The 23,342-nt window shown below is 57.6% G+C and carries 19 protein-coding genes; 15 read left to right on the forward strand and 4 right to left on the reverse strand.

Annotated elements, in window-relative coordinates; all coding sequences use genetic code 11:
• Nucleotides 1-157: 157 nt before the first annotated feature.
• The 10 genes from FHS72_RS16020 to kdsA are packed head-to-tail and all read left to right on the forward strand — an operon-like array spanning nt 158 to nt 10,999.
• Nucleotides 158-2,125 (forward strand): glycosyltransferase family 2 protein, encoded by a 1,968-nt coding sequence (locus FHS72_RS16020; RefSeq protein WP_183530681.1) that lies wholly within the window; start codon nt 158-160, stop codon nt 2,123-2,125.
• Nucleotides 2,122-3,459, forward strand: a complete 1,338-nt coding sequence (locus tag FHS72_RS16025; protein ID WP_183530683.1) for a GSCFA domain-containing protein — start codon at nt 2,122-2,124, stop codon at nt 3,457-3,459. The genes FHS72_RS16020 and FHS72_RS16025 overlap by 4 nt, the downstream gene beginning before the upstream one ends.
• Nucleotides 3,460-3,496: 37 nt before the next feature.
• A complete protein-coding gene (locus tag FHS72_RS16030) occupies nt 3,497-5,044 on the forward strand; it encodes a class I SAM-dependent methyltransferase (protein ID WP_221235454.1) in 1,548 nt (515 codons plus the stop codon).
• A 51-nt stretch (nt 5,045-5,095) separates the two neighbouring features.
• The gene (rfbC, locus tag FHS72_RS16035; RefSeq protein ID WP_183530687.1) at nt 5,096-5,665 is read left to right on the forward strand and encodes a dTDP-4-dehydrorhamnose 3,5-epimerase; all 570 of its coding nucleotides are present in this window, start codon (nt 5,096-5,098) and stop codon (nt 5,663-5,665) included.
• Complete coding sequence (gene rfbB, locus FHS72_RS16040) at nt 5,662-6,702, forward strand: dTDP-glucose 4,6-dehydratase (protein ID WP_183530689.1); 1,041 nt, start codon at nt 5,662-5,664, stop codon at nt 6,700-6,702. The genes rfbC and rfbB overlap by 4 nt, the downstream gene beginning before the upstream one ends.
• Nucleotides 6,699-7,550: a dTDP-4-dehydrorhamnose reductase gene (gene rfbD / locus FHS72_RS16045; RefSeq protein WP_183530691.1), complete on the forward strand. Its 852-nt coding sequence runs from the start codon at nt 6,699-6,701 to the stop codon at nt 7,548-7,550. The genes rfbB and rfbD overlap by 4 nt, the downstream gene beginning before the upstream one ends.
• A complete protein-coding gene (gene rfbA / locus FHS72_RS16050; RefSeq protein WP_183530693.1) occupies nt 7,547-8,416 on the forward strand; it encodes a glucose-1-phosphate thymidylyltransferase RfbA in 870 nt (289 codons plus the stop codon). Before rfbD ends, rfbA begins: the two co-directional genes overlap by 4 nt.
• Nucleotides 8,417-8,420: 4 nt before the next feature.
• On the forward strand, nt 8,421-9,380 hold the full coding sequence (locus FHS72_RS16055) for a KpsF/GutQ family sugar-phosphate isomerase (RefSeq protein ID WP_183530695.1): 960 nt from the start codon (nt 8,421-8,423) through the stop codon (nt 9,378-9,380).
• Nucleotides 9,381-10,169, forward strand: coding sequence for a 3-deoxy-manno-octulosonate cytidylyltransferase (locus tag FHS72_RS16060; RefSeq protein WP_183530697.1), 789 nt, complete (start codon nt 9,381-9,383; stop codon nt 10,167-10,169).
• A complete protein-coding gene (kdsA, locus tag FHS72_RS16065) occupies nt 10,166-10,999 on the forward strand; it encodes a 3-deoxy-8-phosphooctulonate synthase (protein WP_183530699.1) in 834 nt (277 codons plus the stop codon). The genes FHS72_RS16060 and kdsA overlap by 4 nt, the downstream gene beginning before the upstream one ends.
• A gap of 3 nt (nt 11,000-11,002) precedes the next feature.
• Here the strand turns inward: kdsA and FHS72_RS16070 are convergent, their stop codons facing one another.
• Complete coding sequence (locus FHS72_RS16070) at nt 11,003-13,618, reverse strand: sialate O-acetylesterase (protein WP_183530701.1); 2,616 nt, start codon at nt 13,616-13,618, stop codon at nt 11,003-11,005.
• A gap of 206 nt (nt 13,619-13,824) precedes the next feature.
• On the opposite strand from FHS72_RS16070, the gene FHS72_RS16075 reads away from it, so the two are divergent.
• A complete protein-coding gene (locus FHS72_RS16075; protein WP_183530702.1) occupies nt 13,825-14,574 on the forward strand; it encodes a DUF2793 domain-containing protein in 750 nt (249 codons plus the stop codon).
• Between the two features lie 16 nt (nt 14,575-14,590).
• Here FHS72_RS16075 and FHS72_RS16080 read toward each other — a convergent pair whose 3' ends face one another.
• Complete coding sequence (locus FHS72_RS16080) at nt 14,591-14,932, reverse strand: hypothetical protein (RefSeq protein WP_183530704.1); 342 nt, start codon at nt 14,930-14,932, stop codon at nt 14,591-14,593.
• A gap of 134 nt (nt 14,933-15,066) precedes the next feature.
• Between FHS72_RS16080 and FHS72_RS16085 the strand changes: the two genes are divergently transcribed.
• Entirely contained in the window at nt 15,067-16,026 is a 960-nt protein-coding gene (locus FHS72_RS16085) for an acyltransferase family protein (protein ID WP_183530706.1), read from the forward strand.
• A 45-nt stretch (nt 16,027-16,071) separates the two neighbouring features.
• Nucleotides 16,072-17,664 carry a VPLPA-CTERM-specific exosortase XrtD gene (xrtD, locus tag FHS72_RS16090; RefSeq protein ID WP_183530708.1) on the forward strand — a complete coding sequence of 531 codons (1,593 nt, stop codon included), beginning with the start codon at nt 16,072-16,074 and terminating at the stop codon, nt 17,662-17,664.
• A gap of 127 nt (nt 17,665-17,791) precedes the next feature.
• On the opposite strand, the gene FHS72_RS16095 is transcribed toward xrtD, so the two are convergent.
• Entirely contained in the window at nt 17,792-19,009 is a 1,218-nt protein-coding gene (locus FHS72_RS16095; protein ID WP_183530710.1) for a glycosyltransferase family 4 protein, read from the reverse strand.
• Nucleotides 19,010-19,224: 215 nt separating this feature from the next.
• On the opposite strand from FHS72_RS16095, the gene FHS72_RS16100 reads away from it, so the two are divergent.
• Together FHS72_RS16100 and FHS72_RS16105 are read left to right on the forward strand one after the other, a co-directional pair.
• On the forward strand, nt 19,225-21,327 hold the full coding sequence (locus FHS72_RS16100; protein ID WP_183530711.1) for a YjbH domain-containing protein: 2,103 nt from the start codon (nt 19,225-19,227) through the stop codon (nt 21,325-21,327).
• The gene (locus tag FHS72_RS16105; RefSeq protein WP_183530713.1) at nt 21,324-21,980 is read left to right on the forward strand and encodes a YjbF family lipoprotein; all 657 of its coding nucleotides are present in this window, start codon (nt 21,324-21,326) and stop codon (nt 21,978-21,980) included. The genes FHS72_RS16100 and FHS72_RS16105 overlap by 4 nt, the downstream gene beginning before the upstream one ends.
• A gap of 314 nt (nt 21,981-22,294) precedes the next feature.
• Here the strand turns inward: FHS72_RS16105 and FHS72_RS16110 are convergent, their stop codons facing one another.
• Nucleotides 22,295-23,239, reverse strand: coding sequence for a glycosyltransferase family 2 protein (locus tag FHS72_RS16110; RefSeq protein ID WP_183530715.1), 945 nt, complete (start codon nt 23,237-23,239; stop codon nt 22,295-22,297).
• Between the last annotated feature and the right edge of the window lie 103 nt (nt 23,240-23,342).

Raw genomic sequence — 23,342 nt, forward strand, 5'->3', positions numbered from 1 at the left:
CCGATATCGTGGCCGGGGTGGCAAAGCAATGAACCCTCGACGTGGCATATCTGTGGCAACTGGCGAAAATTCCCCGCAGATGGGTTGGTTGTGCCATATACACGCCCTCTTTAGGGTTTAGCAGTATCCTTAAGCCGCACTCAGACGGATAGAGCAGATGACACAGACGACAACACTCATTGCAACCGCACGCAACGAAGGCCCATTTTTACTGGAATGGACTGCCTATCATCGTGCGATTGGCTTTGACCGGATCATCATCCTGTCCGACATGAGCGCAGATGGGTCCGAATATCTGCTTGATGCGCTGGATGCAGCCGAGGCGATCACCCATATCCCGATCTCTGGCCTGCCAGCCGCCCCCGGCAATGGACACCGCAACCGCGCTTATGCCCATGCGTTGACACTGCCCGCCGTCCAAAATGCGGATTGGGTCATGGTGCTGGATATCGACGAATACCTGAACATTCATGCAGGCGACGGCACCGTGGGCGATCTGTTGGGCGCGATCGACAATCTGGACGACACCCATGTGATCAGCCCGAACTGGCGGATCTTTGGCAATGCGGGCCATGCGGGCTACGCGGATCAATCCGTGCTCTCGACCCTGACCCGCGCCAATCCCGAAACACCTGTTTTGCATGACAAACACCTTGGCCTGAAATCCATGTTCCGCCCCGGTCCTGTGATCCGTATCGGGCCACACCGCCCACAATTGAACGCCGCGCATACCAGCGGCAAGGTGCCCACCATCTGGCGCAATGGCGCGGGCGACGATGTGACCGACCGGTTGTTGCTCAAGGGTTGGTCCGCAAACGCGCAGACACGCGGCAGCACGCTTGCGCAGATCAACCACTATATGATCCGCTCAAATGCGATCTTTGCGCTGCATAACCTGATCGACGACCCGCTGGGCGGCGAACAAAGCCCGCTGTCGATTGCCGATCATACGGTGTTCAACACCAACCATGTGGCGGAAACCTCGATCAGCCGTTGGGCCAAAGCCACCGCCGCAGAGGTTAAACGCCTGCGCCAAGATGACGATATAGACCAAGCTCACCTCGACACTGTTGCAGAGTTCCAGACCCTGATTGGTGAAATGCAGCTTGAGGCCGCAGCCGACACAACCAGTTCTATTACTGCACTTTTGTCGCCAGAAAAGACCAAAGCCATCATGCAATCCCAAGCCGCGATGCCAGACACCGATGCCGTCCAAGAAGACGACAACCCGCTGCAACTGGTGGACCCCAATGACATTGCACCCCGTTGGCTGGCCGATCTGCGCCGCTCGGATCACCGCAAAGGCTGGTATTATTCCGACGAAAAATTCGCAGCCCAGATGTCCTTTCGCACCACCGACACGTTGATCGTCTCCTTCGACAACCTGTCTTCGGTCAAAGAACCGTCCTTGGCCCGCGAAACATGGGGCTATCCATTCTACCGCTCTGAAGGCTGGTCGCACCTCGGCGTCATGTCCTTCGAGAAAAACTGGTTCCGCGACGAGGCCCTGTTCAACTTCCTTGAAGGCCAAGCCAAAGCGGGCCTGTTCAAGCGGTTCAAGCGCGTCGTCATGACCGGCACTTCGATGGGGGCTTATGCCGCGACCGCCTTTGCCCACCTAGCACCGGGCTGCACCGTGATGGCGTTCTCGCCGCAATCGACGCTGGATAAGAAACTGGTGCCGTGGGAAAAACGCTTTGGCTCTGGCCGCAAACAAGATTGGTCAGGCCGCTACCGCGACGCCCCTGATTATTGCAGCAAAGCCAAAGATGTCTTCATCATCTACGACCCGTATTTTGAACCGGACCGGCTACATGCGGACCGCTATCAAGGCGACAATGTCCACCATCTAAAAAGCTGGTATTCCTCGCATAAATCCGCGCTGTTCATGCGCCGCGCCGATATGTTGAAAGGTGTGATGCAAGCCGCCGTCGCAGGCGAAATGACCCCGCATCTCTATTACCAGATGTTCCGGTCGCGCCGCGATCTGCCGTGGTATTATCACGGGCTCGCCGATCACGCGATCCAAGCGGGGCACACAGGCTTGGCACGCCTCATGGCCGGATATCTGGCCAAAAAAGGACGCCCCGCGATTGCCCGCTCAATTGAGGACCGGATCAAATGACCGATAAACCGCTTTCCAGCATCAGCGCAGCCGCGGCTTACGACAACGCAAAGTCCAACAAACTGCGCAGCTACCCATCGCCCAAACGGGACGGCGACAGATTATACCCGCTCGCAGCCCCATCCGCGAAACCATCGTTTGCGATGAAGCCCACGGACAGCGTTTTCACTATCGGCTCGTGCTTTGCCCGTAACGTGGAATCCGCGCTACTGGATATCGGCATGACCGTCACCAGCAACGAAGATCAGTTGGGCGTGGTCGGTGATAGCCTTGGGTTCACGCCGAACTTCTTTAACAAATACTCGATCCATTCGATTTATAATGATCTGAAATGGGCCTTGGAACGCGACACCTACCCCGGTGATGCGATCATCTATCCGATGCATAAAGACGGGCTTTATGCGGATATGCAGTTGGGCATGTCCAAACTCGAATTTGGCATGGACGACATTCGTGATTTCCGGACCCGTTACTTAGACGTGATGGCACGCGCCCGCGATGCGGATGTGGTGATCATCACGCTGGGCTATGTAGAGACGTGGTACGACACCAAACTGGAGATTTACCTCAACACATCCCCGCCGCAGCCTTTAATCAAAGCAGAGCCAAACCGCTTTGAATTTCGCGTGCTGTCTTACAATGATATTTTGACCGCACTGCATGATGTACACGCTTTGCTGCTCAAACACCGCACCAAACCGCTTAAAATGTTGGTGACGGTCAGCCCCGTTCCGCTACTGTCCACATTCCGCGATGTTGATGTGTTGGTGGCCAATACCTACTCCAAATCCGTTCAACGCGCCGCCATCGACGAATTCATCCGCGACGCGGACGGCGTGGATTATTTCCCATCTTATGAATTTGTGATCCTGTCGAACCCGGAACTCGCTTGGGCGCGCGGCGACTACCGCCATGTCTCGCCTGATCTCGTGGCGCGGATCATGTCTAACGTGGTCACGCAATACGTCGAAGGGGCCGAAGACACGGCTATGACCACCCAAGCGTTACAAGCCTCGACGCGGATGCTGTACAAAGTCGAGGACTACGCTGGCGTCAAAGCGTTACACAGCAAACACCCTGACATCTTTGCCTCTGACGCGGACCTGCTGGTGATGCTCGGCAATGCCCACACCAAAACTCGCGAAATCGAGACCGCTTTTGGATTGTTTGCACAGGCACATACGCTCGCCCCGAAAAAACCAGCCCCGCTGGAACGGCTGATTACGCTCTGCCGTCCGATGCGCGAGTTGGATCAAGCCAAAGAATTAATGCGAAAACATGCACAATTATTCCCAAATCGCGATACTTTCCGCAAAAATGCTACATTCTGGTAACAACCTGCACCTAGGCTGAACCAAAAATACGAGGCTAATGATGTACGACGATCTAACGACAGCAGCAATTCACGCAGGCACTGACAAGTTCGGACTGCACGATTACACCCCCAACTATAACAAATTGTTCCAGCACCTGCGCGATCAACCGATCCGGGTTCTTGAAATTGGGGTAGGCGGTTATGCGGACGATGATCGCGGTGGACAGTCATTAGAAGTGTGGCGCGACTATTTTCCCAATGCGCAGATCACCGGCATCGATATCCAAAAGAAAACGATGGACCTCGGCCCGCGCGTCGAAATCCTGCAAGGCAGTCAGGTCGACGCCGATTTTTTAAAAGAACTCGTCGCCAAACGTGGCCCGTTTGATATCATCGTGGACGACGGCAGCCACCGCAATGAGCATATCGTGGAAAGCTTTCAACTGCTGTTCCCGACCTTGGTGCCGGGCGGGATTTACGTGGCCGAAGACGTGCAAACCTCGTTTCACCCCCGCTTTGGTGGCAGCCTTGAGATGACAGCGCCCAATGCGGTTGGTCATTTCGGCCAGATCGCCCAAGACCTGTCTGCGCATGACGACATCGCCGCGATGGAACGCTTTCACAACATGATCGCGATGCACAAAACCAAAGACGGTGCTGTGCGGGATGTGTTCACCTCGCCGTTGTTTGCACCTTTTACGACCAACGCACCCGCGCTGACCGTAGTCGGCCCGCAGCCTGATCTGCCCTTTACGACCAAACCCGCGACCGACAGCAGCGACCTGCTGATCCTGACCGCAGATGCCAGCACCACGCCCGCCGATATCGAGACGCATTTTGACACGCTCGCGGACAACGGCGTCATGGTGATCCAATGTGATGCACCGACCGCCGATCTGTCGCGCTACATCCAACACCGCTTTACCATGGTCGATCACGTTGAAATCGTCGTGCATCACCCCGATGCGCCGATTGATGATTATGCGGGCCAAATCTACGCGGTTGAACGCTACAAAACCGCGTTTATCCTACACAAATCGCCCAATCGCTACCCGTCCAACTTTGCCTATGACGCAACCAATCCGCAGGCCGCCGCGGCCATCGCGCATATGGGCGATGTCCTGAAAACCAGCGATCAGCCCGGTGGTTTGGTGCAATACGCCAGCATCCTGTCGCGCTATATCGACGTCGCGGCCTCTGCAGAGACGATCAACAAACTGACCGCGCTCAATGCCAATTCCCGTGAATATTACCAGATGGCCGGCGCGCTTGCCCGATCAGAAAAGCGGATGGATGACGCTTGCGCCTTGTTCATCGCCGCCTTGGAAAAATTCCCGCATGACCCGCAGTTCAGCGTCATGCTGGCCGCGATCTATGCCAACCAGAAAAAAACCGAACTCGCGGAAACGACACTGCGCGAGGCTCATGCAGCATACCCCCGCGCCCGCAACATCGTCGCAGCCCTCACACGGGCCTTGGAAAACAAGGGCGACATCAGCGAGGCCAAGGCGCTTGTGGAAAGCACAATCAATCTATTTCCACAGAATATGCGCCCCGGCCGCCTTGAAATTTTGCTGCGTCTGGAACAGACACTAGAGAGTTAATTCAGACCGGTGACACCAGCGGTCACCCCTTAATCAAAGGCCGCGTTACCCATGCAAATCACGCCAACAGACCTGCCTGACGTTTTAGAGATCACCCCCGCCCGTTTCGGCGATCACCGTGGGTTCTTTTCAGAGACATGGAACCGCAAAGCTCTCGCCGAGGCCGGTCTTGATATTGATTTCTGCCAAGACAATCATTCGCTCTCGGCAGAGCGGCACACCCTGCGCGGTCTGCACTTTCAGGCCCCGCCATCCGCGCAGGACAAACTGATCCGTGTGGTTGCAGGCACAATTCTGGACGTGGCCGTGGACATTCGCCGCGGTTCGCCCACTTACGCGCAATGGGTCGCGGTGCCGTTGTCAGCCGACACTGGCAACCAGTTGTTTGTGCCCAAAGGGTTCTTGCACGGCTTTCTCACGCTCACGCCTGATGTCCAAGTCGTCTACAAATGCTCTGATTATTACGCGCCAGACACAGACGGCAGCATTCGCTGGAACGACCCGACCATCGCAATCGACTGGGGCGTGAATGAGGGCGACGTGACCCTGTCCGGCAAAGATGCCGACGCGCCGTTCCTTGCCGATTTCGACACCCCCTTCACCTTTGAGGCCCAATCATGAAGTTGTTAGTTACCGGCGGTGCCGGGTTTATTGGTTCCGCCGTTGTGCGTCAGGCGATCCGCGATGGTCACGCGGTCGTTAATCTCGACAAGCTGACCTACGCCGCTTGTCTCGAAAATGTGGCCGATGTTTCCGACCACGCAAACTACACATTTGTGCAGGCCGATATCTGTGATCGCGCCGCATTAGACAGCATTCTCGCCGATCATCAGCCCGATGCCATCATGCATCTGGCCGCTGAATCCCATGTGGATCGGTCCATCGACGGGCCGGGTGAGTTCATCATCACCAACATCAACGGCACCTACACGATGCTAGAGGCCGCCCGTGCCTATTGGGAAGGCCGCGGAAAACCCGATGATTTCCGGTTCCACCATATCTCAACGGACGAAGTGTTCGGATCGCTCGGCAAGACCGGCATGTTCACCGAGGACACGTCCTATGATCCACGCAGCCCCTACTCTGCGTCCAAGGCATCCAGCGATCATCTGGTCCGCGCGTGGCACGAAACCTATGGGCTGCCTGTGGTCCTGTCGAACTGTTCAAACAACTACGGCCCCTATCATTTCCCCGAAAAACTGATCCCCGTCGTGATCCTAAATGCGCTGGCGGGCAAGCCAATCCCGATCTACGGCGCGGGCGACAACATCCGCGACTGGCTTTATGTCGAGGACCACGCCGACGCGCTGCTGACCGTTGTGCAAAAAGGCGCGCTGGGTCGTAGCTACAACATCGGCGGCGAGAACGAGGCGACAAACCTTGATCTGGTCCGCATGATTTGCGCCGTATTAGACACTAAAAAACCGGGTACAGCGCCTTATGCCGACCTGATCACCTTTGTCACAGACCGCCCCGGCCATGATGCCCGCTATGCGATTGACCCGCAGCGGATCAGCACTGAATTGGGCTGGCGGCCATCGGTCACGCTGGAACAAGGTTTGGAAAAAACCGTGCAATGGTATCTCGACAACGAGGCGTGGTGGAAACCGCTGCAAGCCCGCGACGGCGTTGGCGTGCGTTTGGGGACCAAAGCATGAGGGTTCTGGTTTTCGGTGAAAACGGACAAGTCGCCACATCCCTGCGCAAACGTGCGGGCGATATCGACGTCATCTGCCTTGGCCGCGATCAAGCCGATCTCGGCGCGCCCGACATGCTGCGCGCCGCGATTGAGGCGACAGATGCCGACGTCATCATCAACGCCGCAGCCTACACAGCCGTTGATAAGGCGGAAACAGACAGCGATCAGGCCGAACAGGTGAACCATTTGGCGGTTGGCACCATGGCCCGCGCTGCTGCGAAACGCGGCATCCCGTTCCTACATATCTCCACCGATTACGTATTTCCGGGCGACGGCGACCAGCCTTGGCAACCCGATGACGAGACTGGCGCACTTGGCGTGTACGGCGCCACCAAACGGCGTGGCGAAGAAGCGATTGAAATGGCGGGCGGTGTCTATGCTGTCCTGCGCACCTCTTGGGTTGTCTCGTCCACCGGCAATAACTTCGTCAAAACCATGCTGCGGCTCGGTGCGGACCGCGATGTGCTGACCATCATCGACGACCAAACAGGTGGGCCAACAGCCGCTGACGATATCGCTGATGCACTACTGACCATGGCCCGTGCCTATGCGGATGGACGCAAAGACAGCGGCATCTACCACTTCTCAGGCGCACCAGATTGCACATGGGCAGGCTTTGCCGCCGAGATATTCGATCAAGCAGGCATCACCTGCGAAATCACCCCGATCCCCACAACAGACTACCCGACACCAGCGGCCCGTCCGCTGAACTCGCGACTTGATTGTTCCACGTTAGAGACTGATTTTGGCATCAAACGCCCCGATTGGCGCAAAAGCCTCGTTACCATTGTAAAGGACCTCACATGACACGCAAAGGCATTATCCTCGCGGGCGGCTCTGGCACGCGGCTGTATCCGATCACCATGGCGGTCTCGAAACAACTGCTGCCGATCTACGATAAACCGATGATTTACTACCCGATCAGCACGTTGATGCTGTCCGGTATCCGCGAGATCGCGATCATCACCACGCCGCAGGACCAAGACCAGTTCAAGCGCGTGCTTGGCGATGGATCACAATGGGGCGTCAGCTTTACATGGATCATCCAAGATAGCCCTGACGGTCTGGCACAGGCGTATCTGCTGGCCGAAAATTTCCTCGACGGCGCACCCTCTGCAATGGTCTTGGGCGACAACTTGTTCTTTGGCCACGGCCTGACCGAAATGCTACAAAAGGCCAATGGTAGAGACGAAAATGCAGTCTTTGGCTACCAAGTCCGCGATCCGGAACGCTACGGCGTCGTTGGGTTTGGCGAAGACGGGTCTGTGACTAGCATCGTTGAAAAGCCGGAAAACCCTGCGTCGAACTTCGCGGTGACTGGGCTCTATTTCCTTGATGGTGACGCACCTAAAAAGGCCCGCGAAATCAAACCATCCCCGCGCGGCGAGCTGGAAATCACCACATTGTTGGAGCTCTACCTCGCCGAAGGCAAGCTGCAAGTCCACAAAATGGGTCGCGGCTACGCTTGGCTTGATACTGGCACCCACGCCTCGCTGCTTGATGCAGGCAACTTTGCGCGGACGCTGGAAAACCGCCAAGGGCTGCAAACAGGCTGCCTTGAGGAAATCGCATTCGAGAACGGTTGGATCACACCAGAGCAGTTGCGCGAACGCGCCGCGATGTTTGCTAAAAACGCATATGGTGACTATCTACTGCGTCTCATAGACGGATAGCCCCATGACCAACGACGTCACGACCCTTGCCTTTACTCAAGCCGCCATGCGGCTTGAGGCGGACGCGATTTACAAACTCGCCGACGATATGCCCGCCGACTTCATGCCGTTAATCGCGCGTATTCTTGGCACGTCGGGGCGTCTGATCGTGTCTGGCATCGGCAAATCCGGCCATATCGCCCGCAAAATTGCCGCGACCTGCATGTCCACCGGCACGCCTTGCATGTATCTGCACCCCGCAGAGGCAAGCCATGGCGATCTGGGTATGATCCAGCGTGATGATATCTGCCTATTAGTCTCTAATTCAGGCGAAACCCGCGAACTCAGCGATATTATCGCCTATACCCGACGGTTCAACATCCCGATGGCCGCGATATCCGCGAAGCCTGACAGCACCTTGATGAAATCAGCCGATTACAAACTGGTCCTGCCGCCCTTTGAAGAAGCCTGCCCGATGGGCCTCGCGCCCACCACATCCACCACCGTCACACTGGCGCTAGGGGATGCGATTGCGATTGCGCTGATGGTCGAACGTGGGTTTCAGGCCGAAGATTTCCAAGTTTTCCACCCCGGTGGTAAACTGGGCGCGCAGCTGGCCCGTGTTGGTGAAATTATGCACGGTGCAGACACTATTCCTGTCGTCACCGCCGACATGCCGATGCCCGAGGTGCTGATCGCGATGACGTCCGGCGGCTTTGGTGTGGCCTGTGTCACTCAAAACGATACGCTTCTTGGCATCGTCACCGACGGCGATTTGCGCCGTAATATGGATGATCTGATGGCGCGGAATGCGGGCGAAATCGCCACGTTAGACCCTGTGACCGTGCAAGAAGACACGCTGGCCGTGTCCGCGCTCGCCATTATGAACGACAGTAAAATCACCGCGTTGGTCGTCGTGGACGCTGAAAACCATCCCGTCGGGATGATCCACCTGCACGATCTGCTAAGGGCCGGAGTTGCCTAAATGAAAACCGCTATCTTGATCCCTGCCCGCTATGCATCGACCCGTTATCCGGGCAAACCGCTGGTGGAACTCACCCAACCTGACGGCACCAAGAAATCCCTGATCCAGATGTCATGGGACTGTGCACAAAAGGTCAAAACCGACTGCACCGTGCATGTCCTGACCGACGACGACCGGATCGCGGATCATGCGCGCAGCTTTGGCGCGGATGTGATCATGACCAGCTCTGACTGCGAAAACGGGACCGAACGCTGTGCAGAGGCCGCGCCGCAGATTGACGCCGACCTGATCGTGAACTTGCAAGGTGACGCGCCGCTGACGCCGCCGTGGTTCATCGACGATCTGATCGACGCGATGGCAAAAGACGCGGACGCCATGGTCGCGACGCCTGTCTTGCGCTGCGACGCGCAGACCTACGCGCATTTCATCCAAGATCGCAGCGAAGGCCGCGTTGGTGGCACCACCGCTGTGTTCAACAATCGCGGTCATGGGCTGTATTTCTCGAAAGAGGTCATTCCGTTCATTGACCCAGGCAAAGTCCCCGATCCGATCCCCGTGTTCCACCATGTGGGCGTCTACGCCTACCGCCCTGCCGCGTTGAAACAATATACGACATGGCCCACGGGTACGCTTGAGGCCCGCGAAGGGTTGGAACAACTGCGGTTCTTGGAAAACGGTCACACGGTTGCTTGCGTCGAAGTCGACGGGCGCGGCCATGTGTTTTGGGAACTCAACAACCCCGCAGACGTGGACCGCATTGAAACCGCACTGAAGGAAAACCCCCAATGACAGATCCCAAAATCGTCACCGTCGGCGACATCAACATTGGTGGATCAAACCCCTTTGCGCTGATCACCGGACCTTGCCAGCTTGAATCCCTCGATCACGCCCGCATGATGGCCGAGAAAATCGCAGAGGCCTGCGCACCCACAGGCACCCAGTTCATTTTCAAGGCCAGCTACGACAAAGCAAACCGGTCGTCGGTCACGACGCAGCGCGGTTTGGGCATGGACGCAGGGCTAGAGGTTCTTGCCAAAATCAAAGCCGAATTTGGCGTGCCGATCCTGACAGACGTGCATGACGCATCACACTGCGCCCCCGCCGCTGAGGTCTGCGATATCCTGCAAATCCCCGCTTTCCTGTGCCGCCAAACCGATCTGTTGATTGCGGCTGGCGAAACGGGTGCCGCGATCAATGTCAAAAAGGGGCAGTTTCTGGCGCCTTGGGACATGGGCAATGTCGCCGAGAAAATCGCCTCTACTGGCAACGAGCGGATCATGCTGTGTGATCGCGGCACGTCCTTTGGCTACAACACGCTTGTCTCTGATTTCCGTGGCCTGCCGATCATGGCGCAGACCGGCTATCCGGTTGTGTTTGACGCGACCCATTCGGTGCAACAACCGGGTGGGCAAGGGACCACCAGCGGCGGCCAGCGTGAATTTGCACCCGTGCTTGCCCGTGCGGCCTGTGCCGTGGGTGTATCCGCGTTGTTCATTGAAACCCACGAAGACCCCGACCGCGCGCCATCAGACGGGCCAAACATGATCCCAGTGGATCAAATGGCCAGTCTGATTAAGACGCTACGGGGTTTTGACGCCCTCGCAAAACAGCCGCTTTAGGCTCTATGCAAAGATAAAGTGATCCTCGGACAGCGTATCGGGGGTCACATCCGTCAGCTGGATACGGTCATCGCCAATGTCGATGATCACGCGTCCGTTGCCGTCGCGGATCAAGGCATTCTCGCGCAGATCATCAAGGTCATCAAAGCCGAAACCGACCATCTGCACCACATCATCCGCATCAAAATCACGCACGTACAGGTCTTCGTCGCCCAGCGTAAAGACAAACGTATCCCCACCAGCACCGCCATAGGCCTGATCATTGCCACGTCCGACGATGATCAAATCATCCCCGTCGCCGCCTTCAAGCCGATCATTGCCCGCGCCGCCATAAAGCGTATCATCGCCGCCGTTGCCGTAGAGACGATCCGCACCGTCGTTGCCGTACATGATATTCGCGCCGTCAGAGCCCCAGATATAGTTATCAGCGGCGTTGCCAGCCACGTTAAACCGACCTTCGCCGTAGAAATACGCCTGCGAGACAGCCTCTCCGTCGATCATGTCGCCCAGAACAAATTCACCCTCAATAGAGGCATCGCCGCGAATGTGCTGAACATCTACCACAAGCGTGATCGGATCATTCGGGTCAAGCGCTGCCTGATCCAGAATGTCGATACCGCGATTGCGCTCAAGCGCCGCGAGACCTGTTTCCAGATCACGGTAGCTGAGCGCAGCCGTATCAAAGTAACGGTTGTTGTAGATCGTGACCAATGGCGTGGCCTCGGTGATTGTCAGATTGATCTCGATCGCCTCGCCGTCGAGGTTGAAATCATTGGCGTAGACATACAGACGGTAGGTGCCTGCGTGATCATAGCTTGGCGTCAGGATCACTTCGTCTGTGTCTTGATCCGAGTTCTGAAGATAGGTGTTCCGTTTGTTCAGGTAAGCGTAGTAATACAGCTCGTCGCCTTGCGCGTCGGTGAAATAGTCGCTGACATCCAGACGCAGCTCTTCGCCCTCGGCCATCGTGATGTGATCCGGGATCGGCGCATCAATCGCAACCGTCGGGGCCGTATTTGGTGCCGCTGTCAGGCCAAACAAGATGTTTTTCAACATATCCACGTAGCGCCCGCCGAATGTATTCAAAGATTCGCCAGTGAAATGCACACCGCTGAGTTCTTCGGAAATCAGACCCGCAGAGCTGACAAAGCCGATGTTAGCGTCTGTGTTTTCCAATTCGAGCTCTTGCAGCGCGATATTTTGCGCCCAGTTCACACCTTGCTTGGACAATTCGCCAAACAGGAACGGCAGATCATCGGTGCCCCACGCGCTGTCGCGCACTTGGTCCACCAGTTGCAGCGCCAGCGCTTTGTACTCTGCAGTCGGGACCGGATAATCGCTTTCGCCTTGGTGCCACAGGAACGCATCAGCGCTGTCTTGGCCAACCAAAGCCAAGGCACGAGACACTTCAGGATCAAGCGCCGCCCAGTTTTCACCAGTGCCAGTTTCCAGCCATGTATCAATCCGCGAACCGGATACAGGGTGGGCGACAACCAGAACAGGTTGGCCCAAAGTATCTGCCAGTTCGGTCGCGGCTGGGAAGTAGAAATTGTTGCGCAATGACGCGCCCGTGCGGGCATCGCCGCCAGCCGGAGCCTCGTCATAATCTGCCAGCACCAGCGTATCGTTGACCCAATCATAGGCCACAACATCATCACTGCGGACAAAATCAGCGCCGGTGCCACTGCCCACCGCGTTAGATTGTCCACCAACAACCATCACGAAATAATCCGGCGACCAGTAGGTGCCTTTGCCATCGGTCAGCTTGTAATTCGCGTGCATAGGCTCTGCATCGCGGCGTTTATAGATCACGCCACCAATGTTGATTTCCGTCACATCATCCGCAGGCGTATAGCCCAATTCGCCAGGGACCGTGGTAAACGCAAATTGGTCCGCGCTGAGGTCCGCGAGATTGTAATCACGTAGCTGGATCTGGATGTCCTCGTAGCTGACAATCACGTTTGCGCCTGATTGATAAGCACGGCCACCAGCCGCGAGCAGTTCATCAAGGCTACGCGCCCCGCCAAGTCCGCCCAGATCAATCACATCGCCCGCTTCGAGGTCATAAATCAGGACTTGGTTCTCGCCCGATGTATCCACCACATAGGTGTCATCACCCGCACCGCCATAAAGCTTGTCCTGACCTGTGCCCACGTAGAAAACATCATCGCCGTCGCCGCCGTAAACGCGGTCGCGTCCGTTGCCCGTGACCAGAATATCGTCGCCCGCGCCGCCATACAAAACGTCGTCATTATCGCCGCCGTACATCGTATCCGCACCGTCGCCGCCATAAAGCACGTCGCGTGCAGTGTTCCCGATAAAGGTGTTATCCGCGTCGTTGCCATAGACCCGCGTATCAACCGCAGCCGTCTGCACCGTGAAATCGCCCGGTCCTGCCAGTCGCACCAAATTGGCCGCAGTCGTCAACGTCACATCAGCGCCGTCCACATCCGCACGCACCGTCACGCTGCGTTCATTGAGAAGCACCTGTTCACGGACACCGTCATCAGGGCCCAGATCAAGGGTATTGTTACGGCCAACAAAACTCAGCGCGTCTTTCAAAGCTTCAAACACACCAAGCAACCGACCCCCAAAGAAGTCGCGGAAAATAGAAAACATATGAAATCTCTTATTTAAATAAAGCGCCTGCACCTTGATCAAGCGTTTACATATTTGAGTCAACGATACCGTTAAATTTCGAAAGATTTAATACGAAACAAAGTGTTGCGAAATGTGGGACAATACCGTGCGCTGCGGTCGCAAAGCCTTCATTGGTCGTGGGCCAGCTAGGGGCATCTGTTAGCTTTTGCAAAGGCGCGCGCCCCATGTCCCAGACTTCACCCCACTTGAACCTGCCCTATATCCAGCCCGCACAGGCCCAAAAACACGTGACCCATAACGAGGCGATCGAGCTGTTAGACATGATCGTACAGCTAAGCGTGCAAGGTTTCGACGCCAGCACACCGCCCGCCGCCCCATCCGACGGCGAGACATGGGCAATCGGCACGGCCCCCACCGGTGCATGGACAGATCAGGCAGGTAAAATCGCCAGTTTTCGCGGTGGTGGGTGGCTGTTCATCACACCGCAAACGGGCTGGCAGGCGTATGATGCCACCGCAGGCGAAATGCGGGTCTATAGCGGGGTAAATTGGCAGCTGCCGTCTTTCGATAACATGGCAGGCATCGGGATAAACGCCGTCGCAGACGCCACCAACAAGCTCTCTGTCGCCTCTGAGGCCGTGCTGTTCAATCACGCGGGCGCCGGTCATCAGCTGAAGCTGAACAAAGCCAGCACCACAGACACCGCCAGCCTGTTGTTCCAATCCAACTGGTCAGGGCGCGCCGAAATGGGGCTGGCGGGCAGCGACGATTTCGCGGTCAAGGTCAGCGACGGGGCCACATGGTTCACAGGTCTGACCGTGACCGGGGCCACAGGTGCGGTGCAAATCAACGAGGTCTTGTCGTTGCCACCCCGCACAGAACCCGCCAGCGGCACGGCAGGCGATGTGTATTTCGACAGCGCATCAGCAAAGCTGCGTTGTTTTGATGGCACAATCTGGCAGGATTTATTCTAACTCGGGGCGGGCGCAGTCACCCGGCAGGCACCACACATAACCCCGTCGTCAACGCGCCATCCATCACCCAAAGCGCCCCGTTGGCGTATAGTTTCTTGGCGAAATCCGGATCAGGGCTGAGCCCCACAACCACGCCTTTGAAGCGGCCAAAATCAACCAGCGCACCGCCCGCGCTGGTGATCCGCAGATCAATTTCGCCCAGCGATAGGTTGGGCGAAAACACCACAACAACAGGCAGGCCCCGCCGTGGCCAGCTAGCCAAGACAGCCACCACAATCACAAACGCCGCCAGCACCGCAATACGTCGCAGCACCCCCGCTTTTTCAGCGGGGGCGGCGGTCACACGAGAGGGCGGCACAAAGGTCATCCCCCATCAGTACAGGTGAAACCTAAAGGCTTCGTTTCGACGGCTCATCTTCGTCAAAACCGGTCTTAACCCTTTAGTAACCACAAACAGCCACACTCAGCGCAGCCCGCCACAAGGATGCTGCCATGACCTCTGATCCAATCCGCAACGCCAGTTTCGACTATGTCCGCCTGATCGCCGTGATCGGGATCATCTGGTTTCACACCGGCGCACCACAAGGCCATATCGGCTATAGCGGCCTGTCGTATTTCTTGATGCTGCTGGTCTTTCTGGCGGTCCCGCAGATCAGCCATCTGCGCTGCACCAAACACCGTGCCCCCGCATTCCTACGCTATGCCGCCGCACGCGGACGCCGCTTGATCCTGCCATGGCTCGCGGCATCGCTGCTGTTTGGCGGGCTTAAAATGGCAGATGTCTCGCGCGGGGCGACATGGGCCTCTGAATTCAATACAACTATGTGGCTCACAGGTACGGCGATCCACCTGTGGTTTTTGCCCTTCGCCTTTGTGATCTGCCTCGCCGTCTGGCCTTTGGGCCGCTGGATGACGCATATGTCACGCGCCGTGCAATTACACCTGTGTATGACGCTGATGTGCCTGTCGCTGATGGCGTTGGCATTCTGGCAAATCGCAAACCTCGCAAGCCCCATCGCTGAATGGGCCTATGCGCTGCCCTCCGTGTTTCTCGGCGCGGCACTTGCGCTGACAGGCGGGCGGGTCGGGCGGATGATCGCGGTCACAGCCCTGTTCTTTTGCATGGCGCTGTCGGCCAATTGGACGGTTGGCCTGCTGCAATTGGGCATCGCTACAACCGCGCTTATCATCTGCCATGTGATCCAGACCAAACCGAACGCAGTCTCGGCCTTTGCCGCCCGCGCATCTTTGGGGATCTACCTGATACACCCCGCCGTGGCCGCCGTCGCAATGCGCAGCCATATGATCCCTGACAACAGCACCAGCTTGGCGGTTGTGGTCACGCTGGGGTCACTGGGCATTGTCATGCTGTGGGAAACAATCAAAGCAACAGCACCCGCCGGAAAACCCTTGCCGGCACAAAGCCCACAGCGCCCCGCAAAGTCACCCTGATCACGCCACCATTTCGCCCCGATTGTTGCCTAGCTGGGAACAATCATGACCGAGATTTCACATATCCCCGCGCGCGCGCAATTCCCCCAGATCAATCTGGGCGGTGTGGGCCTGTTGCTGGCCCTGATCGTCGTGGCATTGCCTGTCTATTGGTCCGGTTTTGCGATGCTGGGTGCTGCGTGGATCACCCCCGAATATAGCCATGGACCGCTGATCCCTGCGATCTCGCTCTACCTGTTTTTGCGCGAACGCCGCCTCATCACCCCGATTGATGCGACCAAACGCACGGCCCCCGGCATTGCCCTGACGGTGTTTGCGCTGGCTTTGGGCATCTTTGGCAATCTCGTGGCGATCCCTGATATCGTGGCCTACGCGCTGATCCTCTGGGTCGGCGGCGTGATGCTGACCTGCATGGGTTGGGACCAAGGCCGCCGCCACTGGGCACCTGTACTGCACCTGATCTTCATGCTGCCCTTGCCGCAGATCATCTACTGGCAGTTGACCATCGCCTTGCAGTTGGTTTCGTCAGAACTTGGGGTCTGGTTCATCCGCCTTGCCGATATTCCGGTGTTCCTCGAAGGCAATATCATCGACCTCGGCGTGTATAAACTGCAAGTCGCGGATGCCTGTTCCGGCTTGCGCTACCTGTTCCCGATCCTGTCGTTCTCCTACCTGATGGCAATCTTGTACCGCGGCCCCTACTGGCACAAAGTTGTGCTGTTCGCGCTGGCAGTGCCGCTGACCGTTGTGATGAACTCTGTGCGGATCGGCATCATCGGGATGCTGGTGAACGCCTACGGGATCGGCCAGGCCGAAGGGTTCCTGCACTTTTTTGAAGGCTGGGTGATCTTTGGCACCTGCATCGCGCTGCTGTTTGTCACGGCCCTCGGGCTGCAACGGCTCACGCGCAACCCCAAATCCCTGCGGGACGTGGTCGATCTGGACACCGACGGTTTGGGTGGCGAAGCTGCGACCGTCCTGCAAATTGCCCCGTCACGCGGCATGATGATCGGGTTGGCGCTGTCGACACTGATCACCGCCACCTTTGTCTTCACCCCTGCCCCCGCACGGATCATGCCTGAACGTGATGTCTTTGCGCTGTTCCCGCTGGATGTGGCGGGCTGGCGCGGACACGCGATGCCACTCGAACCGGACGTCGAAACTTCGCTCGGGGCCACCGATTATATCAACACAACCTACCTCGCACCGGACGGGGCCACGACCGTCAGCTTCTTTGCGGCATGGTACGCTTCTCAAACCGAAGGGTCCGGCATCCATTCACCCGAAGTTTGCTTGCCCGTGGGCGGTTGGGAAGTCTTTTCACTTGATCCCTACGCCGTCTCACAACCCACCACGATCTACGGTGACTTCAACGTCAATCGGGCGGTGATCCAAAAAGGCCTGTCCAAACAACTGGTCTACTATTGGTTCGACCAACGGGGGCGGCGCATGACCAACGACTACGCGGCCAAAGCAACAGTGGTCTACGACAGCTTTACACGCGGACGAACAGACGGGGCGATGGTGCGGTTCACTACCCCCATCCACGACGGTGAAACAGAGGCAGATGCCGACGCACGCCTGCAAGGGTTTATGGCCGATGCGTTGCAACGCCTTCCCAGCTTTATTCCAGAATAAAGGGCAGATGGGGGCCAGCCCCCGCCCGTTGGGCTCCCCCGGGATTTAGAAAAAGTCAAAGAAGCACAAAGTGCACCCGCGCCTTCATTTCGCCAAAACAACTCGCCCCGCTGGCAAGCGTCCCGCCCTATCCGCGTTTCGCAAACACACGATTGTAAGCCGCCAACAGATGCGGCACTGAATGCGCCCATGACAATGCGCCAAGCACACGTGCGCGGCCCTCGCGGCCCATCCGTATGCGGGCTTCGGGATCATCCATAAGCGTGACGATTTTTCGTGAAAAATCGATTGGGTCGTTGGCGCGTGCATAAAGCGATGCACCTTGCGCCGACACGCGCCCCTCGGTCAGGTCAAACTGCACCGTGGGTTTTTCCAACGTCATATATTCCATGACTTTGTTCATCGTGGAAATGTCATTCATCGCGTTTTTGGGATCAGGTGACACGCCGATATCGATGCAGTTCAGCACCGCCAGCATGTCTTCACCATAAAGCGGTCCTGTGAAGGTGAAATAAGACTCTAACCCATGCGCTTTCACGTCATCCTGCACGATGTCCAGATGCGGCCCAAAGCCCACGATCACAAAATGCACGTCGGTTTTGCCAAGCGTATTGATCAGGTGATCCGCCGCGTCCACCAACAGGTCCATGCCTTCTTGCTGCCCGATCACGCCAACGTAGCCCATCACCGTGCCCGCACCACGCCGATACGACACATCCCCCGGACCGGGCACAAAGTTGTCGAGTTTCGGCGCAGAGCGGACCACAAACACGTCCTCATCCGCCATCTTGCCACGCCGCATCGCAATCGCTTTAAAGCTTTCGTTTGTGGCAATCGACACAGAGGCCGTCGCAAATGTGATCCGTTCCCAGATCAGCATGACCTTATACAACAGGCCCTTTTTCTCGAATTTTGCTTCGAATAACTCGGGGCAGACATCGTGATGGTCAAACAGATAGCTCACGCCCCACAGCCTGTACCACCACGCCAGAATAAAGATCAGATCGGGCGGATTGCAGCCGTGGATCACGTCGAAACCGCGCTCATGCCAGACCACACGCGCCAGCCGGAACCATGCGCGCATCGCGTGCCAATATTCCCTTCCATAGGCCGCAGCCCCCGCATGTGCCTCTGGCGGTTCGGTGTGGCGGTAGATATGCACGCCCTCGATTTCCTCGTAGGCTTTGTCCCAGCCCTTGCCCATCGGGCAGATCACGCTGACCGTGTAGCCCGCGTTCACCAGCGTCGTGGCCTCGAGCCAGACGCGACGATCCAGCGGCACAGGCAGGTTTTCCACGACGATCAGGATGCGACGCGGGCTGGAGAATGATGGAGATATGGTCATGTTAGGCACTGCTTTTTATTGTTACCCCGATCCTAAAACAATTCACACATCACCGAAACAGCCCCCAACACACGACCCCGGACCTGTTGTCGGAATGCACAGCCCCCCACATCATTCAGATTTTTCGGCAAGTTTTCCCACATTTTGCCTCTGCGCCGTTTCCCATCCACCAGATATGCGCTAGTTTAGGGCAAACGAGACGACCGGAGCAGCACATGCAGATCAGGCAAATATTGGCCAGCGGGACCGCGCTGATGGCGCTTTTGGCGGGCAATACCGCAATGGGCCAAGACCTGAGCTATAATCTTTACGGTGTTCCGGGTCTGATCGACACGCCCAATGCCCGTATGGCCCCTGATGCCGAAATCGCGGCGACCATCGGTGGATTCGTTCTGCAACAACGTGGCAGTTTCACGTTCCAACTGTTGCCGAACCTGTCCGGCACGTTCCGCTATGCTGGCATCGATCAAGAAGACGGACCCGGCACCGACGGCACCTTTGACCGCAGTTTTGATCTGCGCTACCGCCTCATTCAAGAAACCGATCTGCTGCCCGATGTGGCGATTGGCTTGCAGGATTTCCTTGGCACCGGCGATCTGTCTGCCGAATACATCGTGGCGACCAAAACCATCACCGACAGGATCGACGTGACCGCAGGTCTGGGTTGGGGGCGCTTGGGTAGCCGCGACGGCATCAGCAATCCCCTTGGCGCGTTAGACTCTTATTTTGACACGCGCCCTGTGCGTGACAAATCCGAATATGAGGAAGGTGGCACCGTCACTGGCGATTTCTTTCGCGGCGATATGGGCGTGTTTGGCGGGATCACCTACCGCTATTCCGACAAGCTGACGCTCAAGGCGGAATATTCGTCCGACGGTTATGTCTCTGAAACCGACAACGGCACGCTGGATAACCGCAGCCCGATCAACGTCGGCCTGAACTACACTTATAAACCGGGGCTGGACCTGCAGCTAGCCTATCTCTACGGGTCCGAACTGGCAGCGGGGGCCACGCTCACGCTGAACCCACGTGTGCGCCAATCACCCGGCGGGCGCGAAACAGCACCGCCCCCCGTGCGGGTCCGTCCGGCAGATTTAGCGGCAGCCGCATCATGGGGCACCGACGAGAAAACCCTTATACAGACCCTAAAAGACGCAGGAATCACGCTCAACGGCTACGACGTGACCGCCGATACCGTGGCCCGTGTGCGCTACACCAACACCACATTCCGCTCGGAGGCGCAGGCGATGGGCCGCGTCGCCCGCATCCTATCGGCGCAATTACCAGCCGCCGTGGAAACCTTTGTGTTAGAGCCGCAGCAACGCGGCATTCCCCTGCAAGCCACCACCATCCAGCGCCGTGATCTTGAAACACAGGAAAATCGGGCACGCGGGGCCGAGGCGCTTGCGCAGTCCAGCATCACCCGCGACGCAGGGCCCAGCACCGGCCTGTCCTATACGCCTGATCTGGAACCCGCCTTCACATGGGGTATTGGCCCTTATGCGAAACTGATCGTGTTCAACGGCGATGCCCCTGTGCAAATCGACGGCGGGATCGAGTTGAAAGCGCGGTACACATTCGCCCCCAACATCATCGCCAAAGGCGTCGTGCGACAAAGCCTGCGTGACCTGCCACTGGCAGACGAGACCGAAACCGAGAACGATCTGCAAAACGTCCGCACCGACGGACGCTACTACGGTCAAGACGGTAATCCCGTGATACAGACACTGACTTTGGCCCATTACGGACGCCCCGGCGCGGACCTCTATAGCCGTGTGACCGCAGGCTACATCGAAGACATGCACGGCGGTATTTCCAGCGAACTGCTCTGGAAACCCGTCGATAGCCGCCTCGCTGTTGGTGCCGAAGTCAACTACACCGCACAGCGCGACTACGACCAGTTGTTCACATTCCAAGACTACGACGTCGTGACCGGACACGTCTCGGGCTACTACAGCTTTGACAACGGGTTCCACGCCCAAGTCGATGTGGGCCGCTATCTGGCAGGCGACTGGGGCGCGACCTTCGGGTTGGACCGCGAATTCGACAATGGCTGGCGTGTGGGGGCATATTTCACGCTAACAGACGTGCCATTTGATGAATTTGGCGAAGGGTCATTCGACAAGGGTATCCGCATCACCGTGCCAAACGACTTCTTCATCGGCAACGCCACGCAGGACAAAGTCAACACCAACCTCCAGTCGCTGCAACGCGACGGCGGGGCGCGACTAAACGTCGATGGCAGGCTCTATGACATCGTGCGCGACGGACACACTGCCGGTCGATTTGGCGATACATTTGGACGGTTCTGGCGATGAATATTTCGATGAAAACCCTGTGTTCGAGCCTCATTCTGGCAGGTCTCACCGCCTGCGGCCCACTCTACGAGGACAGCCTCGGCAGCACGCTACTGGGGGCTGCACAATCAGCAACCGGCCTTGGCGACACCGCCGCACCAGCAGCACCCGCGATCCCGCCTGCGGTCGCAACAGCGGCACCGGGCGAAGTGCTTTTGGTCAAAATCATCGCGCGTGACGCAGTCGCACCAATGACCAAAGTCGCGCAAAACGGCCGCAACATCACATGGATCAGCCCCGGCAAAGTCACGATGGCGTTTGAGGACGGCATTCTCGTCGGCACACGCGGGCTCACCGATGACCTGATGGGTGTAGACCCTATTGGCGTGCGCGCAGCACTTAACGCAGGCGGCGGCACAGCACGACGGCTGCAAAGTTTCCTGACCTCCGAAGACCAGATCGCAACACGCGAGTTGACCTGCACAATCACACGGGTCGGATCCGAAGACATCCAAATCATCGGCGGCAGCCGCACAACAACAAAATTCGAAGAAGACTGCAAAGGACCAGCGCTAGAGTTCAAGAACTCGTACTGGCTGGCTGGTGGGGACATCATCCGATCACGCCAAGCCGTGTCTGCAGGTGTGGGATTCATCCAAGCGGATCAACTCTAGTTGAGCACCAGTTAGGGGGCCAGCCCCCGCCCTTCGTTCACGGCTGAAAAGGTCCACAGGACCTTTTCCAAGACGCCGCTCACCCCCCGGGATTTAGAAAAAGTCAAAGAAACACAAAGTGCGCCACTCAGTCGTCCACGTAAACGTCGGCAACTGAATGGCGGCTTCTTCGACTACGGTCATCCGCATCCCTGCCTGGACCGCCTGACAATGAAACACCAAGGAGGTTAATAAATCCCGAACCTCTGGCTTCTTTGACTTATTGAAATCCTGGGGGGTTTGGGGGGCCAGCCCCCCAACACTGGCGACGGATGTTAATCCGGCGCAAAACCGTTCTGCCACTCGGCCCGCCGCGTCCAGACCTGATACCACTCGGCCGCCTTTTTACGCCGCGCAGCACCGCCAACGACAGCCAAAGCAATCGCCCGCGACAATGGCCAGAACCGCAGCAACTGCCGCCCCAGACCGCGACTGATCATCGGAAAATGCCGCTCTATCAGCGACATCTTGGCCGAGAGCAATCTTACCATTTTATCCGCCCGAACAGTGTCTGATGCGGCCCCATAATGCACGATCTCGGCCTCTGGCGTGATCATCGGCTGCAACCCGTCAGCCACCGCGCGCAGACACAGATCGGCCTCTTCGCCGTACATATGATAGATCGGATCAAACCCGCCAAGCCTGTCCCACGTGCTGCGTTTCAGCAAAAAGAAACACCCCGACACAATATCCACCTGTCGGATTTCATCACGCGGCCAATGCCCGATGTTTTCCGCATTCAACACTTCGGATCGCGGGAAGATCGCCGTCAGTCCAACCGTCCGGCAAAACAGCGACCACAGCGTCATCCGCCCCCAGCAAGACGTTGGGTTCAGGCTGCCCTCCGCGTTAAGTGTCCGTCCGCCCCAGATCCCCGCGTCGGGGTGGTCCTCTGCAAAGGCGAGCAACTTATCCACCGCCCCGTTCAGCACCACCGTATCGGGGTTCAGCAGCAACACCATCGGCGCCACCGCATACGGCATCGCCACATGATGCGCCCGCCCAAAGCCGTGGTTTACCGTTTCCTTCAGCAACGTGACCTGCGGGAAGGCCGCAGCAATCGCCTCTGCCGACCCGTCGCTGGATGCATTGTCGACCACGATCACCTCAAACGGTGTCGTCGTTTCCGCATAGACCGACGCGAGACAAGCCAGCGTGATGTCGCGGGTGTTGTAGCTGATCACGATGATCGACAGCAAAGGTGTTTGGGTATCAGGCATGTATCCGGCGGGCGTTGGGACTGTATCCCCCTTAGATACCGCAAAAACCACGCAGCGGCTGTGCCAAACGACACAGCCTTCCAAAACCAAAACCACGCTTGCC

The sequence above is a fragment of the Yoonia ponticola genome (assembly GCF_014199395.1).
Taxonomy (GTDB): Bacteria; Pseudomonadota; Alphaproteobacteria; order Rhodobacterales; family Rhodobacteraceae; genus Yoonia; species Yoonia ponticola.

Coding starts and splice junctions, on each gene's coding strand:
- FHS72_RS16025 (WP_183530683.1), top strand. CDS start 2,122: ATGACCGATAAACCGCTTTCCAGCATCAGCGCAGCCGCGGCTTACGAC.
- rfbA (WP_183530693.1), top strand. CDS start 7,547: ATGACACGCAAAGGCATTATCCTCGCGGGCGGCTCTGGCACGCGGCTG.
- xrtD (WP_183530708.1), top strand. CDS start 16,072: ATGACCGAGATTTCACATATCCCCGCGCGCGCGCAATTCCCCCAGATC.
- FHS72_RS16110 (WP_183530715.1), bottom strand. CDS start 23,239: ATGCCTGATACCCAAACACCTTTGCTGTCGATCATCGTGATCAGCTAC.
- rfbC (WP_183530687.1), top strand. CDS start 5,096: ATGCAAATCACGCCAACAGACCTGCCTGACGTTTTAGAGATCACCCCC.
- kdsA (WP_183530699.1), top strand. CDS start 10,166: ATGACAGATCCCAAAATCGTCACCGTCGGCGACATCAACATTGGTGGA.
- FHS72_RS16055 (WP_183530695.1), top strand. CDS start 8,421: ATGACCAACGACGTCACGACCCTTGCCTTTACTCAAGCCGCCATGCGG.
- FHS72_RS16100 (WP_183530711.1), top strand. CDS start 19,225: ATGCAGATCAGGCAAATATTGGCCAGCGGGACCGCGCTGATGGCGCTT.
- FHS72_RS16085 (WP_183530706.1), top strand. CDS start 15,067: ATGACCTCTGATCCAATCCGCAACGCCAGTTTCGACTATGTCCGCCTG.
- FHS72_RS16060 (WP_183530697.1), top strand. CDS start 9,381: ATGAAAACCGCTATCTTGATCCCTGCCCGCTATGCATCGACCCGTTAT.
- rfbB (WP_183530689.1), top strand. CDS start 5,662: ATGAAGTTGTTAGTTACCGGCGGTGCCGGGTTTATTGGTTCCGCCGTT.
- FHS72_RS16020 (WP_183530681.1), top strand. CDS start 158: ATGACACAGACGACAACACTCATTGCAACCGCACGCAACGAAGGCCCA.
- FHS72_RS16095 (WP_183530710.1), bottom strand. CDS start 19,009: ATGACCATATCTCCATCATTCTCCAGCCCGCGTCGCATCCTGATCGTC.
- FHS72_RS16075 (WP_183530702.1), top strand. CDS start 13,825: ATGTCCCAGACTTCACCCCACTTGAACCTGCCCTATATCCAGCCCGCA.
- FHS72_RS16030 (WP_221235454.1), top strand. CDS start 3,497: ATGATGTACGACGATCTAACGACAGCAGCAATTCACGCAGGCACTGAC.
- FHS72_RS16105 (WP_183530713.1), top strand. CDS start 21,324: ATGAATATTTCGATGAAAACCCTGTGTTCGAGCCTCATTCTGGCAGGT.
- FHS72_RS16070 (WP_183530701.1), bottom strand. CDS start 13,618: ATGTTTTCTATTTTCCGCGACTTCTTTGGGGGTCGGTTGCTTGGTGTG.
- rfbD (WP_183530691.1), top strand. CDS start 6,699: ATGAGGGTTCTGGTTTTCGGTGAAAACGGACAAGTCGCCACATCCCTG.